The organism is Flavobacteriales bacterium, assembly GCA_016704485.1.
Taxonomy (GTDB): Bacteria; Bacteroidota; Bacteroidia; order Flavobacteriales_F; family PHOS-HE28; genus PHOS-HE28.
On sequence record JADJAA010000005.1, the window covers coordinates 22,540 to 38,111 of the forward strand.

Here is a 15,572-nt window from a genome sequence, read left to right on the forward strand (position 1 = left end):
CTATCCCACATCGTGCAACGCGTCCATATACTTGGCGATATATTGACCCAGCTGTTTCGCCTTGTACTGCATTACATAGCGTGGATGTTCCAAGGGGATGATTCGATCGAACAGATCGAGTTCATCGTTCAGTTCCTTGAAATACGCTGCGTTCTTTCCGGTACCGATGCAGAAAACAACATCGGTGCGCATGCCGCATGCAACCAGGGTCCTTAACCAGTTGGTGATGAATGGTGTCAATGCCCTTTGTAAGTCCTTGTCATCGTAATAATTCAGGTTGATCGGTCTACCCAGCGGGCCATCTTTTACGAATCCGAGTGGGCAAATTGCATGGACGTAGGTCTTGTCGTAGAACGATCCAGGTCCTCCATAAGCGCGGATCATTCGGTAAAAGAAATCGCTGCTTGGTTCGTGTGTGCGCATACCATTCACCGGAATTCCCAGGTCTGCTTCGCATCGTTTCGTATCGGTGAAGGAGAGTCCCGTGCTACCTGCGCCCAATCTGCCGGGGTTTATTCCGAGCATCAATAAGCGCTTGCTATTATCACTGTAGTATTTTCTGTGGAAAAGCTTTACGATCCTTAGAACTTCATCGCGTTGGGGTCCATTGAATGGATCGAGGACACCTACGGTATCCGGCAATGTTGTTTCATCCAATGTGAATGAAAGTACGTGTTCCAATAGACAATCTGCGAGGGTGGTCATGCTTGGTTCATTTCGGTGCACCCCGATAGATCCAAACGCCGATGATTGCGAAGAAAATATTTGGCGTCCAAACAGCGATCAAGGGGTCCATGCCTGCGTTGGTAGCTGCTACGGCCATTAAGCGCATGGAGAAAACGTAGATCAAGATCAGACCTACCCCAAGTGCCAAGTGCAAGCCCGTGCCGCCGCGCACTTTACGACTTGCAATGCTCACCCCGATCAAGGTGAATACGTAGGTCGCGAAAGGGTAGGCCGTTCGCTGATGCTTTTCGATCTGATAGCTCACTGTTGAACCATCTCCTTGCGCTTTTTTTGCGTCGATATAGTTATTCAATTCACTCCAGCCCATTGCCATCGCGGTCTCCCAGCGTTGTCCGAGGTCAGATGGTTTCAGGCTGATCATGGTATCCAATTCAGTTCCCCGGATCAGCACTTCAGGGTGGGTCGTCATATCGCGAAGCACGTAGTCGTACACATGCCACACGCCTTGCACGCTATCGTATGTGGCTCGATCCGCAGTGAGTTTGCGTGTAAGTTCCGCGTTCTCCCAATTGGAAAGACTGAAGCGATACCCTGTTTTCTGACCAACATTGTACGACTCCATGTATGCAATGGTACCTGGTGTGATCTCACGATGGATATTCTTTGCATCGACGAAGAATGTAACTCGGATATGTTCTTCTTCGAAGGCCAATCGGACCTTATTGGCCCCAGGAAGAACCATGTGATTAACAATGAGTGATAGAGCCGTAAGGAATGTTGCTGCAACGAAATAGGGCTTCATCACCCGTGGAAAACTAACACCACTGCTTAGCATCGCGATCACTTCGGTACGGTGCGCAAGACGGCTTGTGAAAAGGAGCACACTGATGAAAATGAACAGACCACTGAACAGGTTGCTGTAGTAGATGATGAAATTGAAATAGTAATCGACGATTATCTCACGCGACGATGCATTCATTTCGGCGAAATCCTCTGTTTTCTCGCTGATGTCGAAGACCACAGCAATGGCCATGATCAACATCAGGATAAAAAAGAACGTCCCGAGGAATTGGCGGATGATATATCGGTCCAGGGTCTTTAGCATTCAGGTCATATGCTGGTTGTCCTATGTCTCATGCACGACGCCTCTGTTGAAGGCATTGTGTAGAAGACTTAGGACATTGGACAGTCAGTTTCATTTTACAAACGTGTTTTCAACTTGGGCAATAAACCGTTCTTCCAGCTGCTGAATGTTCCTGCTTTGATCTGTACGCGTGCTTCGGCCATAAGCCCTAAATAGAAACCGATGTTATGCAAGCTAGCGATCTGCTGGCCAAGCATTTCCCCGCTCTGGAAAAGATGGCGCACGAATGCTCTGCTGTAGAACGTATCCACCCAACTATGGCCGTTGGGATCCAACTTGGAATGGTCATCCGCCCATTGTTTGTTCTTGATGTTCACCACGCCATCCATGGTGAACAGCATACCGTTCCTTCCATTTCGTGTAGGCATTACACAATCGAACATATCCACGCCCACGGCCATATTCTCAAGTAGATTCCACGGCGTACCCACGCCCATCAAATAACGCGGCCTATCGGTAGGGAGTATATTACAACACAGTTCAGCCATAGCGTACATTTCTTCTTCGGGTTCGCCAACACTTAAGCCGCCGATCGCATTGCCGAACATTCCTTTCGTTGCCACATATTCGGAGGAGCGTTTGCGTAGTTCCGGATACGTGCTGCCTTGGACTATAGGGAACAGCGCTTGCGTATGACCATATTTCGGTTCTGTTGCGTTGAATCGGGAAATGCATCGATCCAGCCAACGGTGGGTCATGTGCATGCTCTTCTCGGCGTATGCCAGATCACAAGGCCAAGGCGTACACTCGTCGAACGCCATCATGATATCCGCACCGATACTTCGCTGCGTATCCATAACGCTTTCCGGTGTAAAAAGGTGTTTGCTGCCATCAATGTGGCTACTGAATCGAACGCCTTCTTCGGTGATCTTTCGGATATCGCTCAATGAATGAACTTGGAAACCGCCGCTATCAGTCAGTATCGGGCCTTTCCAGCCATTGAACGCGTGTAATCCGCCTGCATTCTCTATCACCTCCACGCCAGGGCGTAAGTATAAATGATAGGTGTTACTGAGCATTATCGACGCGTGCAGGTCCTGATCCAGCTCACGCGGATGCACGGCCTTGACCGCACCGAGCGTACCTACCGGCATGAAGATCGGTGTGGGAATAATGCCGTGATCGGAATGCAGCTCGCCTGAACGTGCTTTGGAACCGGGGTCTTTAGCCAAAAGTTTGAATTCCATAACAGGGACTTGGACCGCAGGAACGCACTGCGGTAAGAAGTGGGCAAAGGTAGGCGGGTAGCGTGAGTGAAGCCATCCACGTTGGTTCTGTTCATAACTGAGCGAATAGTTACACCGTTCCGACGGTGCTTCCGGGTAGATTCGCCCTCAGCATGGGCCAAAGGGTACCGTTGCATTTCACCGTAAATGTGGTCAGTGGATTTCATTGTAATGCTCAGTGCGCTCGTTGTGCTCCTTTTCTTTCATGGTGCCATGTTCGCGCGCTTGGCGTTCAAACAAGTCGCCGTTGAACCAGAGGTGAACATTCCGGTCAGTGTTGTGATATGTGCCCGCAATGAAAGTGAGCGATTGGCCTATTTGATCCCCGTACTATTGGCACAGGACCATAAGGAGTTTGAACTGGTGGTGGTGAACGACCGTTCCGATGATGATACTTGGGAGATGCTGCAGAACATGCAACCACTGCATCCACGTCTTCGACCAGTGAATATACAGGCCGATGAAAAATTCAACTACGGTAAGAAGATCGCGTTAGGCGTAGGTGTACGTACAGCCAAATATGATAACGTGCTGCTTACGGACGCCGATTGCGAGCCACATGGCAAGGATTGGATCAGCACCATGGCAAGCGGGTTCTCCAACGGACGGAAGATCGTTGTGGGGCATAGCCCTTATGCATTCCAGCCTGGAATAACGAACGTTCTCGAACGCTACGACAGTACCGTGAAGACCATGCAGTACATGAGCTTCGCGATGGCAGGATTCCCGTACATGGGAGTTGGTCGGAATTTGGGATATACCAGCGATCTGTTCTTCAGTGCTAAAGGCCAACGGCGGCATGGGGAGTTGATGAGCGGCGATGACGACCTCTTCATTAACGAGGTGGCCCGTGCGAACAACACTTCGGTAGTGGCGGATCCACGGTCTTTCATGACCACATCACCGACGCCAGACCTTGGTACATGGGTCCGAAGGAAGCGTAGACATTACACTACTGCAGCGCATTATCGATTCGTACATCAGTTCTTGTTGACCTTATTGCCCTTTGCACGAGTGACCTTCTGGGCGGCATTGATCGTATTGGCCATCCGTGGGAACTGGGTCGGATTTGCGATCGGACTTGGTGTTGAGCTATTCATATTACTACCGATAACCATTGCCGCAATGAAACGCTTACATGCTGGTCTTTTGGCGTGGTTCGCGCTACCGTTGGAATGGTTATTTCTACTTTTGGACCCACTACTCTACACCAGCACCATATTGGTTAAGCCTAAGCGATGGAAGTGAACGAGAACCTTAGTGAAAAAGCGCAGTACGATTATGTTCTCGTGCGCCGCGCCGTTGATAAACACGACCAGAAGGCCTATGCCGAATTGATGGGCCGATACCGCGACTCCATCTATTTCATGTTGTTGAAGATGATCAACAACAAGGACGATGCGGAGGATCTTACGATCGAGGCATTCGGTAAAGCATTCCATCGGTTGAAGCAGTACACGCCGAACTATGCATTCAGCACATGGTTGTTCAAGATCGCATCGAACAACTGTATCGATTGGATCCGCAAACAAAAGAAGAAGACCTTCTCCATCGATAACCCGATCGGGACTGAGGATGGGGATGAAATGACCATTGAGCTCAAGGGCACGGGTCTGGATCCTTCCGAGATCGCAATTCGAGAACAGAAGAGTGAGATCATGCGTGATGTGGTGGATAAGCTGAAGCCCCGTTATCGCACGCTCGTTGAGCTACGCTATTACAAAGAGTACAGCTATGAAGAGATCGCCGACGAGCTCGATCTGCCATTGGGTACTGTAAAAGCACAACTCTTCCGTGCGCGTGAGTTCCTGCTGAATTTGATGGAGCCAAAGAAGGATACGATCTGATGATCAGCTGATCGGTTGATCAGCTAATGGTACGATCAGACAATTAGATGATCGGATCAGCTCACCTGCGCTGGGTTTCGCTTTTGGCACGCTATCTTTTCTCCTATGATCGGTCTCGAATTGATACATACCTATTTCCCGGAGCTTAGCGCGAAGCAGCGCGATCTATTTGCACAACTCGGAGCGCTCTATTCGGATTGGAACGAACGCGTGAACTTGATCTCCCGGAAGGATTTCGAACATTTGTATGAGCGGCATATCCTGCATTCGTTGGGCATCGCCAAAGTGGTGCAGTTCGAAAAAGGCATGCGCATAATTGATGTAGGTACCGGGGGCGGATTTCCATTGGTTCCATTGGCGATCATGTTTCCCGAAAGCACGTTCCATGGCATCGATGGTACCGGCAAGAAGATCAACGCGGTAAAGGGTGTTGTTGAAGGTCTTGGTCTAACCAATTGTACAGCGGAACAGCTTCGGAGCACGGACCATAACATGCGCTACGATGTGATCGTTAGCCGCGCTGTAACCACGTTACCAGAGTTCATCCGCGATACCAAACATCTCGTGTCGAAGGGTCAAGGGCGCATGTACTACCTGAAAGGCGGTGAGCTTGCCGATGAGATCCTACCTGTTCGTCAGTCGGTAAGGGTGCATGAACTGAACAAGGTGTTCAAGGAAGAGTTCTTTGCGACGAAGAAGGTTGTTGAGGTGCGGTTCTGAGGAACAGTATTCAAACGTCGTTTCCGCCTAGTTCCGTATTACTCAAGCTACGATACAATCCTTTATCATCTGCGATCAACTCATCATGTGTCCCACTTTCCACAACGGATCCGTGGTCCAGAACTAGAATGCGATCGGCATTACGGACAGTACTTAGTCGATGCGCGATCACAATGCTCGTGCGGCCTTTCATCAGTTCGTCGAGGGCATCTTGTACGAGTTTTTCACTTGCAGTATCGAGTGAACTGGTTGCCTCGTCAAGGATCAGGATCACCGGGTCTTTGAGCACGGCACGCGCAATGGCAATGCGCTGCCGCTGACCACCGCTTAGCTGCACACCACGTTCACCAACGATCGTGTTATATCCATCAGGAAAGCGTTCAATGAACTCGTGAGCATTCGCTTGTTGCGCTGCAGCCTCGATCTCTGCATCCGTTGCACCGGGTTTGCCGTATGCAATATTCTCTTTTATCGTTCCACCGAACAAGAGGACCTCCTGTGGCACAATGCTCAAGCGGTCCCGAAAGGCCGTAAGATCATAGGACGCAATGTCCTTTCCATCAATAGTGATCGAACCATCAACGGGTTGGTAAAAGCGCAGAATGAGCGATGCGATGGTGCTTTTTCCAGCACCACTGGGGCCAACGAGAGCAACACGTTCACCTGGTCGAGCAGAGAAATTTACGTTCTTCAATACAGGAACGTCCGCGCGCGTGGCGTAGTGAAAAGCAACATTGTTGAAGGTGATGGAACCGTCCAAATGCAGTGGCACTGATCGCGGACCGAGGTTGATCGCTTCCGGAATTTCGTCCTGCAGATCCATTAAACGTTCGGTTGCACCCACAGCTTTTAACAGGTTGGTGATCAGATCGGGGAACGAGCCGATCGATGCTCCGATCATGATCGAAAGCCCAATGAACGCGGCGATATCACCAACATCCAATAATCCTTCTGCGCGCAAGTGAACTGCTCGCCAAACGATGAAGACCACTACACCGAACATGGCGAAGATTATGAAGGAAATGAACGCTCCACGCCATCGGACCGACTTCAAGGCAACGTCCATTGCAGCACGAACGCTGCGGCCATAACGAGCCACTTCGTAACCTTCATTACTAAAAGCCTTTACGTTCTGTATTCCTTGCAGCGTCTCTTCGACCACTACACTGGAATCGGCGATCCGGTCCTGCACATTCTTGCTTAATTCGCGGATATACCTCCCGAATAACACGGCGATCAATGCGACTATAGGCAGCGTCGCCAGCATGGTCACTGTGAGCTGAACACTAACATAGGTCAGTAACGTTATTCCTAAAACTATGGTAATGAACTGCCTGAGGAATTCCGCGAAAACGGTGGTCATTCCTTCTTGCAATAGTGCCACATCCGCGGATAATCGGCTGTTCAATTCACCCACGCGGCGTTGTGCGAAGAACAGCATCGGCATACGCACCAAATGCGCGTAAGTGTCCTCGCGGATATCGGCCAAGGCATGTTCCGAGACATACCCGAACGTATAGATCCTGATGTAGCCGAAGAACGCTTGCAAAGCGAATACGATAAGAAGAAGTTTGGCAATGGAATCAATGTTCGTGAGGTCGTTCAATGGCGCATTCCAGAACGATGTGTTCGGTTCCGCAGTGATCAATTTTCCCAGTAGCAAAGGGAATGCGAGCGCCAAAAGACTTGTAATAAGTAAGCACACAAGGCCAATTGCAAACACCCCGGCATGTGGCTTAAGGTAGCGGTAGATCCGCAACGTTTTCTTCAGCGTTGCTTTGTTCAGCTTCGCTGATGGAGCATCGTCATCGCCAGTGCGTTTCCTTCTTCCGGCCATAGGTCTAATTCTATCTTAAGAAAGGAACCAAAAGCAACGCTGCGTTGGATGGTGAGCTGGTACTTCGCTCTGTGGTAAGAACATCTGCCTCAAGGAAAACGAGATAGGATATAGCGCACGTTCATCGATCTACCCACTTCCATATCAGTGTTAATCATTTCTTTCAGCGTCATCTGCGTTCCAACCTTCGACCAAGCAGTCACTAAATTATCTGATCAAATTCCGCCATGGATCGCCAACATCTTATCCGAGATGTGGTCGAACAAGTTCTTCAGCGGTTTCTCCACCATCATTTTAATGAAGGGATTCAGGTCCGCGTTGAATTCCTGGTGAGCTGTTGTAATACCATTGTTCTCCTTGAGGAACACGTCCAGCGTGAAAGGGAACGGACTGCGCTCAGTGGCTTTCATGCGCAGATGGTCGGGTGGTGTACCTCCGTCCAGTTGCAAGCCAATGGTTGCGGCCCCTTGCACTTTGAACGAGCAAGAATTGCCATCACTTTTCCATTCGCTGATCCGGTCCTGTGGTAAAAGCTGATGGAAATTATTCATGTCCTGTAAAAAAGTATACAGGTCTTGCGCGGGCTTTTTGATCTCAACGGATTTGCTTTCAATTCGGGTCATATAGTGGGTTCAGCAACAACGTGTTCCTTTCGGAAAATAACTGTGCCTCGATTTTTCTTTGTGGATGATGAACTCGGGTTCAGGCTTGTACCGTATTACCCCAGATCGATGGGTCGGCCATCCAAGCGTTCAAACTAGGAAGGTCTTTTTCAGTGATGTATTCGCTTTTCAATGCTTGTTCCATCAATACCGTGAGGTTAGTAAGTGGACAAAGTTTCACCTTGGCATCATCGAAAGCTTTTTGAGCGGTATCAAAACCGTAGGTGAATATCGAGACCATGCCTTTTACTTCGCATCCCTCTGAACGCAGAGCCTCAACAGCTCTCAGACTACTACCGCCAGTACTAACCAGGTCTTCCACAAGTACGACACTTCGTCCGACCGTAAGATCACCTTCTACTTGATTTTGCATGCCATGTCCTTTCGCTTCGCTCCTAACATAGAGAAAAGGAAGTCCCATGTCGTGTGCAACCAATGCACCGTGAGCGATACCACCTGTAGCAACACCAGCGATCATATCCGGCCTACCGAATTCACTGTTGATCACGTGTACGAATTGTTGGCGGATGAATGTGCGCACCGCAGGGTAGGAAAGCGTCTTTCGATTATCGCAATAGATCGGTGATCTCCAGCCAGAAGCCCACGTGTACGGTTCTTTAAGGCTAAGTTTGACCGCTTTGATCTGTAAAAGGAATTCCGCTACTTTGAGCGCTGGATCGAGCTGCGAAGGCATGGTACGAAGGTATACTGTTTATATAGAGAACAAACCGTTGGTCATCTCGGAAAGTCCGATGGAGACCCCCGTTACAGGGGTTCTAAATGAGCGCATTTATGCTGCCGAAGAATTGATCACTGCGATCAAAACCCTTGTGGATCATAGCGATGTGGTATCCGCCCACCTTTGGTCACCGGATGTTGAACGAGTTTGGGAAGAGTTCAAGTCGATGTACAAATTCGTTGTTGCCGCAGGTGGTGCTGTTATTGATGAAGACGGAAGATTGCTGGTGATCAAAAGACTCGGTAAATGGGACCTGCCTAAAGGGAAGGTGGAGCCGGGCGAAGCAATTGAGGCTGCAGCGATCCGTGAAGTACAAGAAGAATGTGGGCTCAAGGAACTGAAGATCACTGCTCCATTGACATCAACCTGGCACACGTACGAGCGCAAGGGAAAAATGTATTTGAAACGCACGGATTGGTTCTTGATGCGCAGTTCTTCCAAAGAAATACTTACGCCACAAACGGACGAGGATATTGAAGAGGTGCGTTGGATGGATGCTGCGGAAGTATCTCAAATGAAGGGAGTAACGTATCCGAGTTTGCGCGCTGTTGTTGAGGAGTGGGAAAAGGCCAGATAAATCAACATATTCTCAATTGTCCCACACTTTCACGCGGTTCTTTTTGTCCGCATCCACTTGCACTTGATGAAAGATTGCACCCAGACCTTCACTCGGTAATGGTGCTGGTGATCGGGCCAACGTTGAATCATTGAGCAATAGGAACAAAGGCAGCGTGCGTATGCGTAGGTCCTCTCGAAGCTGCTGCTCGGCCTCTGCGTGGAGCCAAGTGAAATTCTGTCCGGGATGGGCTCTGCGATAGGTGTTCATGTCGGCGATATCCTCATCAAGTGAAATGGTGAAGATCTGCATTGCACTGGGATACTGGTTCTTCAGTTGTTCAAGCCCGGCCATCTCTATAGCACATGCCGTACACCAACTTGCAGTAAATGCGATGCAAACCGGGCCGGTCAAAAGCGAGTCGAGATCAACTGGTTTGCCTGCAGTATTCTCCAATCGCATTGAAGGCAGTTGCGTGCCGTTGCGCATGGTGAGCATATCCCAAAGCATATTACCGGCAATGATCTTGTGTTCCGCGTATTTGGAATGCTGTCCGATCGCTTTCAGGAAAGCTTCCACTTCGGCATGATCCACCAATTTGGTGTGCCTGTTCAAGTAGAATTGATCCATTGCTACCAACTGTGCAAGGCGTTCTTCATTCTTCAAGAAGTCATTTCTGCGGAAGAGCGCGACTACGCTATCCATCGATGCCGATGCATTTGGGTCCGCGACCAAGGCGCTCAGGTGTTGATCCAGATCCGCGCTTTGGTAGCGGGATACCTGCGCAAGCGATTCGCCATACAGGTTTCGGATGAACCGCACGTACTCAGGGTCATCGTAAAGCACGTCGTGGTCTTTGATGAACCGATCATACATTGACCGTTCATTCACTCTTGGACCGAATTGTAATCCCGCCAGGCCATTGTCCACGTATCGCTTGAACCAAGGGTCATTCACGTCTTTGTAGAATCGGCGAAGTTTCGTACTGAATGAATCCACTTTATTCTCTGAGAGCAAGGGGGTTACAAATAGGGTAGGAGGGCGCGCAGTGGTGTCCTGTTCGGGAGCATCGACCTTACGTTGTAGGTCTACAGCTTGCATACCGCCGATCTCGTCGGTCGCAAGATCCTCGGCGATGAATGCATCGATCCGCTCATTCACGTCACTGACCAAGGCGTTGATGTCCAGCGAGCTAAGTTCCGGGAACGTAATTCCCATCTGAGTAGTGCCATTCATACTGGGTATGCCCGGAAGTGGGGAAAGCTCTACATGGAGGTCGGAACCATCACGAACCAATAGATCCGCAAACCGATCACCGACCCTCAATTGAATTTTCGCAGTACCGTTCACCTCACCTTTCAAGGTCGCGATGCCGTCGGATCCGAAAAGGTCGCGTGTTATGAAAATGGTCCGCATGGTGAAGAGATCATCATAGCGGTAGACGGAGATCACGTCCTCCTTCATATCCTTCGCCGAAGCCCGAATTGTGAATGACCCAGCCGTACTGGACAGGTGAGCTAACAAGGCTATGAACAGAAGGAGTTTTTTCATTGTGAAGTTGGTGGAATGCGGAAAGCAAAGATCGAACCGGAATGATCCTGACCAGCTCCTAACAACGAGCAGGGATCACCCAACCTTCATAGGCACCAACGCAGAAATATCCGCCTTATTGGCGTAAAGCTCCCGTACGATGGTACTGCTGATATGCGCGTGTTCAGGTGCTGAGGGCATGAAGATCGTCTCCACATTGGCGATGGAACGGTTCATTAAGGCGATACTGCGCTCGTAACCATGGTCCGTACTATTCCGGATGCCGCGCAGTATGAATGTAGCACCAACTTTTTTACAAAGATCCACGGTAAGACCTTCAAAGGAGATGACCTCCACTTGCGGGTATTCGGCAAAAACCTCGTTGATCCACTTGATCCGTTGTTCGGCTTCGAACATGGTCTTTTTGGTATTGTTAATGCCCATTCCGATAACGATCTTCTCAAAAAGCGGTAGCGCACGCAATACAATGGATACGTGCCCGACCGTTATTGGATCGAACGTACCTGGAAAAACAGCGATCGGACTTTTCATGTGGATTGACGATCAGTCATGCAATAATACGATTTAGATCCACCGCGTGTCGACGTAGCGACCATGTTACTTCTGAACAGAGCCCCTCTCGATCTCCGCAGGCGTAAAAAAGCTGAACTGGATCATCCCATACTCCCGCGTTTTCTGGTAACCCGGCAAAGTCTTGAAACTGATCTTGTCGTGGTGCTCCAGTATCAATAAGCCTTCGGTTCCTAGAAGTCCATTCTCCAAGATCAATTGCGGAATGCGTTCGATCCCTTCCATATAGAATGGCGGGTCAGCGAAAACGATATCGTACAGCCCCCGATGCGAATTGAGGAACGTAAAAACGTCGCTGCGCACAACGCGCCAATTCGTTTCATTCAGATCTTTGGCTGTGCGTTTTATATAGCCATATAGTTTGTTTTCCTGCTCTACTGAGATCACTTCGGCAGCTCCGCGTGAAAGAAATTCAAGAGATATACTTCCGGTGCCGGCGAAGAGGTCGAGAACGCGGATCTCTTCCAACGCCGTACTGTGTTGTAACACATTGAAGAGGCCCTCTTTCGCAAAATCAGTTGTAGGACGCGCATCGATCCCTTGTGGAGGTACGATACGTCTGTTGCGGTATTTGCCTCCTACGACACGCATGCGAATTGTTCCAATGCAGCCAACCATCGATCAGCAGGATCCTGTTCAGCATTAGAATCAGGGAATGGATCCAACACAGCGCCATCCAGGTGTTTGAAATACTTAGCGAGAAGTTCCCGGTCATTGGCATTCAAGTGCGTACCGCCGTAGAACAGGTCAATATCCGCTGGAGAGTGACCTGTTCGCTCGACTGCAAGCAGTGTGAAATACAATAGATCTGCTGATGTATGAACAGGAAAGGAATTGCAGAGCAACAAGTGGTTCTGATAGGCAATGGCGATCTCCGTTCGATCGGCACCTTTGTGCAGCAGAACCGACGGTTTGGAAGAAGAACGCGAAAGCACTCCGCGCACCAGGATCGAACGCAACGGCAAAGGGCGTGCATTCGCGAAGAGTTCCAACAATGTCTTTTCGGCCTGCGCAGATCGCGAATAAATACACGTAGCGCCGAGCAAACGAACAGGCTCTGTGCGGATCTGACCTTTAGGAGCATTGCCATGCACAAGTGAAAGGTGCTGTGCTTCGGTACCTGGCACCAGCGCTGCATCCGGGACCAGGGTGCTCCATTCCGGTAATGCGACATAGCTCACTGAAACTGGATGCTCGGGTAGGTGATTGTCTTTCAATGCCAAGTCACCAGCGCTCCATGCCATTGCCACCAGTTCACCATTCCCTGTAGCATGCACTACCCAAGCACAAACGCCCTCGCCCAGCAACACGCTCAAGTGGAAAGCGCGTTCGCGTGTGCGATCATAAGTGCCACTTCGGAAGTGGGTCAATAAGGGTGTAATGATCGCGGTCATGATCGCATAGGTACCTCTGTATAAGTGCCAATTGGATCTTGATCCAGAGCCACCGTCCGTTTATCGGATAGATAATTCCGTAATGCAAGGAATCCGGCTGCGAATAAGAACAGAAACCCAAGGATAGCCCCGGTCCGTTTGGAAATTATTTCGGCCTGGAGAGCAAATGCAGTGAGACCAGCCGCTAACGCCAACGCAGCTCCGACGAGCATCGATGCCGAACGACCTTGCATCAATCCCACAATAAGCAGCGCACCTCCTACCATGGTCAGCAGTAAGGGCAATCCATATCGTGCATAGCGTTTCATTCTTCAACCGCCAAAGTAAAGGTAAAAGGCGCCAAGGAATTGCGGCGTCGCGACCAAGGCCACACTCCATGCTATCCAAAGCTACATTTGCAAGGAACAACATCGGATCGCGTGGATCACGCTACCATACTCCCTCACCAAATACATCCAAACTGTCCGCTCTAGCCAGAAGTCTTCGTGATATGTTGGGCCATACGCCCACGGATGGACAGGAACGCGCTATTAACGCGTTGGAACGTTTGATCCTGAGTGAACGTGATCAAGCAACACTGGTGCTGAAAGGCTATGCAGGTACGGGAAAGACCACGTTGGTCGGTGCTTTGGTGAAAGTTCTGGCCAACGAGAAACGACCGGTCGTATTGTTGGCTCCGACGGGTCGTGCAGCGAAAGTGTTGAGTGGATATGCGCATGCTTCAGCGAGCACTATTCATCGGCGGATCTACCGTGTGGCAGGAGATGATGACGGAGGCTATGGCGGTATGACGGTTGCCGCGAATAAGGATAGTACGGCATTGTTCGTGGTGGATGAAGCTTCCATGATCGGCCAAGGTGGGGGCGAAGGACTTTTCGGTGACCGGGACCTGCTGAGCGATTTGTTCGAGCATGTGTTCAGCGGTCATAAATGCAAGCTGTTGTTGATCGGTGATCCTGCGCAGTTGCCGCCAGTTGGTAGTGATCATAGCCCTGCACTTGACATCAAGCACCTGCGGGAAATGGGCCTTTTGGCTGGATCCGTTGAACTTACCGATGTAGTGCGTCAATCCGAGGATAGCGGCATACTCGAAAATGCCACAGCATTGCGTGGAATTCTTGCTGATGAGGACCCAATGCCGCAATTCATCACCGGATCGGAAGACGTTTCGAGGATCGACGGGTATGATCTAGAGGATGCTTTGGAAACGGCTTATGATCGCGACGGCGCCGATGAAGTATGTGTGATCTGCCGGTCCAATAAACGTGCTTACCAATACGGACAACAAGTGCGTGCACGCATTTACGGGTACGAAGAAGAACTATGTCCGGCCGACCGTTTAATGGTGGTGAAGAACAACTATTTCTGGGCCGGAAAGAATGGAAAGAACGAACTGATCGCGAACGGAGAACCAATACTGGTAAAACAGATCCATGGGACCGAGGAACGCTATGGTCTTCGTTTCATGGACATTACTGTCGGTTGGTGGAACAGCACGGAAGAACGGGAGTTGGACGTAAAAGTGATCCTGGATACGCTTTCAACCGAAGGCCCGGCATTACCGGGTATCCGCATGCGTGAACTCAGCAAAGCAGTAGTGGCCGAGTGTGGCGAGACGACAAAAAGTGGTCGCTTCAAATTCCTGAAACAGGATCCTTATGCCAATGCATTACAAGTGAAGTATGCGTATGCCGTTACGGCCCACAAAGCGCAAGGTGGCCAATGGAATACGGTCTTCGTTGACCAAGGGTATGTGACCGAGGAAATGATCGATACCGAATATGTACGGTGGTTATACACCGCAATAACACGTGCTACACAGAAACTGTACTTGCTCAATTTTCACCCGCGATTCTGGGGTGAGGTTGAAGGGGACTGAACGGAAAAAAGTTTGACCGTATCAAGACTGATGGGTGAAGCCAAGCTGATCAAATGCTCTGTTCCGATATGCCATGTACGCACGTGGTATTCCAAAGCAGCCATTTCAACAAATACTTCGTGTGTGATGGTGTTGTTATTCACTAATGCGTCCACTCGCAATACGCTAAGGTCATCCATGATGCCTACGCCACTCGCCTTTAAAACTGCTTCTTTGCGTGTCCAAAGCTCAAGAAAACGGCGTTTCGCATCGGGTGCTTTCGACATATCCACGATCTCTTCCGGCGTGAAGTAATATTCACTGACGGACGCATGATCCACTTTGCGGGTCATCGTCTCAACGTCCGCACCGATCTCATTACCCAACGTAAAAGCGACGAATACAGCGTCCTTTGTGTCGCTAAGATTGAATTGTAATCGGCTCTTCGCGAGGAATGGTTTTCCGTAGTCACCACGTTCCATTACAACCAAGGCAGGGTCGAGATCCAAATAAACTCCAAGAAGTTCTCTGAGCCAGCCATGTCCTAACACGAAACGCTCCTTATCCTTCTCGAACCGGAACCTGTCTGCACGCGCGTGCTCGGCCGAGTCCAATAACTCCCAATATTGTTCGGCCTTGTTCCTCAATTGGTCCACGGTAGCGAACCAAGCATGCACCGCGTCGGGTTCCAAGATGCGCGATACTGTGTCCTCGAAGGCATGTACCTGCACAGGCTCACAACGCACCACTAACGAACGACCAACCCTTGACATGGATGCAA

17 protein-coding genes are annotated in these 15,572 nt (G+C 50.0%); 5 read left to right on the forward strand and 12 right to left on the reverse strand.

Translation table 11 applies throughout. The features are described from left to right. The 3 genes from IPF95_18170 to tgt all read right to left on the reverse strand — a co-directional run bounded on the left by IPF95_18170 (position 1) and on the right by tgt (position 3,018). Positions 1–705, reverse strand: coding sequence for a DUF4918 family protein (locus IPF95_18170; protein MBK6476608.1), 705 nt, complete (start codon positions 703–705; stop codon positions 1–3). 7 nt (positions 706–712) lie between these two features. Further along, entirely contained in the window at positions 713–1,792 is a 1,080-nt protein-coding gene (locus tag IPF95_18175; protein MBK6476609.1) for an LptF/LptG family permease, read from the reverse strand. Between the two features lie 95 nt (positions 1,793–1,887). After that, entirely contained in the window at positions 1,888–3,018 is a 1,131-nt protein-coding gene (tgt, locus tag IPF95_18180) for a tRNA guanosine(34) transglycosylase Tgt (protein ID MBK6476610.1), read from the reverse strand. 186 nt (positions 3,019–3,204) lie between these two features. Here tgt and IPF95_18185 point away from each other — a divergent pair, with 186 nt between their 5' ends. The 3 genes from IPF95_18185 to rsmG all read left to right on the forward strand — a co-directional run bounded on the left by IPF95_18185 (position 3,205) and on the right by rsmG (position 5,624). Then, on the forward strand, positions 3,205–4,305 hold the full coding sequence (locus IPF95_18185) for a glycosyltransferase (GenBank protein ID MBK6476611.1): 1,101 nt from the start codon (positions 3,205–3,207) through the stop codon (positions 4,303–4,305). Continuing rightward, positions 4,296–4,904, forward strand: a complete 609-nt coding sequence (locus tag IPF95_18190; GenBank protein MBK6476612.1) for a sigma-70 family RNA polymerase sigma factor — start codon at positions 4,296–4,298, stop codon at positions 4,902–4,904. Before IPF95_18185 ends, IPF95_18190 begins: the two co-directional genes overlap by 10 nt. Positions 4,905–5,009: 105 nt before the next feature. Then, positions 5,010–5,624, forward strand: coding sequence for a 16S rRNA (guanine(527)-N(7))-methyltransferase RsmG (gene rsmG / locus IPF95_18195; GenBank protein MBK6476613.1), 615 nt, complete (start codon positions 5,010–5,012; stop codon positions 5,622–5,624). A gap of 10 nt (positions 5,625–5,634) precedes the next feature. On the opposite strand, the gene IPF95_18200 is transcribed toward rsmG, so the two are convergent. The 3 genes from IPF95_18200 to IPF95_18210 all read right to left on the reverse strand — a co-directional run bounded on the left by IPF95_18200 (position 5,635) and on the right by IPF95_18210 (position 8,817). Beyond that, the gene (locus tag IPF95_18200; GenBank protein MBK6476614.1) at positions 5,635–7,461 is read right to left on the reverse strand and encodes an ATP-binding cassette domain-containing protein; all 1,827 of its coding nucleotides are present in this window, start codon (positions 7,459–7,461) and stop codon (positions 5,635–5,637) included. Between the two features lie 215 nt (positions 7,462–7,676). Then, positions 7,677–8,084 carry an SRPBCC family protein gene (locus IPF95_18205; GenBank protein ID MBK6476615.1) on the reverse strand — a complete coding sequence of 136 codons (408 nt, stop codon included), beginning with the start codon at positions 8,082–8,084 and terminating at the stop codon, positions 7,677–7,679. Positions 8,085–8,163: 79 nt separating this feature from the next. Next, a complete protein-coding gene (locus IPF95_18210) occupies positions 8,164–8,817 on the reverse strand; it encodes an orotate phosphoribosyltransferase (GenBank protein MBK6476616.1) in 654 nt (217 codons plus the stop codon). Between IPF95_18210 and IPF95_18215 the strand changes: the two genes are divergently transcribed. Further along, positions 8,816–9,439 carry an NUDIX domain-containing protein gene (locus IPF95_18215; GenBank protein ID MBK6476617.1) on the forward strand — a complete coding sequence of 208 codons (624 nt, stop codon included), beginning with the start codon at positions 8,816–8,818 and terminating at the stop codon, positions 9,437–9,439. The two genes, IPF95_18210 and IPF95_18215, sit on opposite strands and share 2 nt — an antisense overlap. 12 nt (positions 9,440–9,451) lie before the next feature. On the opposite strand, the gene IPF95_18220 is transcribed toward IPF95_18215, so the two are convergent. From IPF95_18220 to IPF95_18240, 5 genes are all read right to left on the reverse strand, one after another. Then, the gene (locus IPF95_18220; protein MBK6476618.1) at positions 9,452–10,969 is read right to left on the reverse strand and encodes a TlpA family protein disulfide reductase; all 1,518 of its coding nucleotides are present in this window, start codon (positions 10,967–10,969) and stop codon (positions 9,452–9,454) included. 75 nt (positions 10,970–11,044) lie between these two features. Continuing rightward, the gene (gene coaD, locus IPF95_18225; GenBank protein MBK6476619.1) at positions 11,045–11,500 is read right to left on the reverse strand and encodes a pantetheine-phosphate adenylyltransferase; all 456 of its coding nucleotides are present in this window, start codon (positions 11,498–11,500) and stop codon (positions 11,045–11,047) included. Positions 11,501–11,566: 66 nt separating this feature from the next. Further along, positions 11,567–12,130, reverse strand: coding sequence for a 16S rRNA (guanine(966)-N(2))-methyltransferase RsmD (rsmD, locus tag IPF95_18230; protein ID MBK6476620.1), 564 nt, complete (start codon positions 12,128–12,130; stop codon positions 11,567–11,569). After that, positions 12,118–12,933 carry a DUF3822 family protein gene (locus IPF95_18235; GenBank protein MBK6476621.1) on the reverse strand — a complete coding sequence of 272 codons (816 nt, stop codon included), beginning with the start codon at positions 12,931–12,933 and terminating at the stop codon, positions 12,118–12,120. The genes rsmD and IPF95_18235 overlap by 13 nt, the downstream gene beginning before the upstream one ends. Next, on the reverse strand, positions 12,930–13,241 hold the full coding sequence (locus tag IPF95_18240; GenBank protein ID MBK6476622.1) for a hypothetical protein: 312 nt from the start codon (positions 13,239–13,241) through the stop codon (positions 12,930–12,932). Before IPF95_18240 ends, IPF95_18235 begins: the two co-directional genes overlap by 4 nt. Before the next feature lie 182 nt (positions 13,242–13,423). On the opposite strand from IPF95_18240, the gene IPF95_18245 reads away from it, so the two are divergent. Continuing rightward, positions 13,424–14,812: an AAA family ATPase gene (locus IPF95_18245; GenBank protein MBK6476623.1), complete on the forward strand. Its 1,389-nt coding sequence runs from the start codon at positions 13,424–13,426 to the stop codon at positions 14,810–14,812. Here IPF95_18245 and IPF95_18250 read toward each other — a convergent pair. Continuing rightward, positions 14,776–15,564, reverse strand: a complete 789-nt coding sequence (locus IPF95_18250; GenBank protein ID MBK6476624.1) for a 4'-phosphopantetheinyl transferase superfamily protein — start codon at positions 15,562–15,564, stop codon at positions 14,776–14,778. The two genes, IPF95_18245 and IPF95_18250, sit on opposite strands and share 37 nt — an antisense overlap. Positions 15,565–15,572 lie beyond the last annotated feature (8 nt).

Bases quoted from the DNA above. Each gene is read 5' to 3' on its own strand.
- IPF95_18215 (MBK6476617.1), top strand. From the start codon at position 8,816: ATGGTACGAAGGTATACTGTTTATATAGAGAACAAACCGTTGGTCATC.
- rsmG (MBK6476613.1), top strand. From the start codon at position 5,010: ATGATCGGTCTCGAATTGATACATACCTATTTCCCGGAGCTTAGCGCG.
- IPF95_18210 (MBK6476616.1), bottom strand. From the start codon at position 8,817: ATGCCTTCGCAGCTCGATCCAGCGCTCAAAGTAGCGGAATTCCTTTTA.
- IPF95_18205 (MBK6476615.1), bottom strand. From the start codon at position 8,084: ATGACCCGAATTGAAAGCAAATCCGTTGAGATCAAAAAGCCCGCGCAA.
- IPF95_18240 (MBK6476622.1), bottom strand. From the start codon at position 13,241: ATGAAACGCTATGCACGATATGGATTGCCCTTACTGCTGACCATGGTA.
- IPF95_18190 (MBK6476612.1), top strand. From the start codon at position 4,296: ATGGAAGTGAACGAGAACCTTAGTGAAAAAGCGCAGTACGATTATGTT.
- IPF95_18185 (MBK6476611.1), top strand. From the start codon at position 3,205: ATGTGGTCAGTGGATTTCATTGTAATGCTCAGTGCGCTCGTTGTGCTC.
- IPF95_18250 (MBK6476624.1), bottom strand. From the start codon at position 15,564: ATGTCAAGGGTTGGTCGTTCGTTAGTGGTGCGTTGTGAGCCTGTGCAG.
- IPF95_18175 (MBK6476609.1), bottom strand. From the start codon at position 1,792: ATGCTAAAGACCCTGGACCGATATATCATCCGCCAATTCCTCGGGACG.
- IPF95_18235 (MBK6476621.1), bottom strand. From the start codon at position 12,933: ATGACCGCGATCATTACACCCTTATTGACCCACTTCCGAAGTGGCACT.
- tgt (MBK6476610.1), bottom strand. From the start codon at position 3,018: ATGGAATTCAAACTTTTGGCTAAAGACCCCGGTTCCAAAGCACGTTCA.
- IPF95_18170 (MBK6476608.1), bottom strand. From the start codon at position 705: ATGACCACCCTCGCAGATTGTCTATTGGAACACGTACTTTCATTCACA.
- rsmD (MBK6476620.1), bottom strand. From the start codon at position 12,130: ATGCGTGTCGTAGGAGGCAAATACCGCAACAGACGTATCGTACCTCCA.
- IPF95_18220 (MBK6476618.1), bottom strand. From the start codon at position 10,969: ATGAAAAAACTCCTTCTGTTCATAGCCTTGTTAGCTCACCTGTCCAGT.
- coaD (MBK6476619.1), bottom strand. From the start codon at position 11,500: ATGAAAAGTCCGATCGCTGTTTTTCCAGGTACGTTCGATCCAATAACG.
- IPF95_18245 (MBK6476623.1), top strand. From the start codon at position 13,424: ATGTTGGGCCATACGCCCACGGATGGACAGGAACGCGCTATTAACGCG.
- IPF95_18200 (MBK6476614.1), bottom strand. From the start codon at position 7,461: ATGGCCGGAAGAAGGAAACGCACTGGCGATGACGATGCTCCATCAGCG.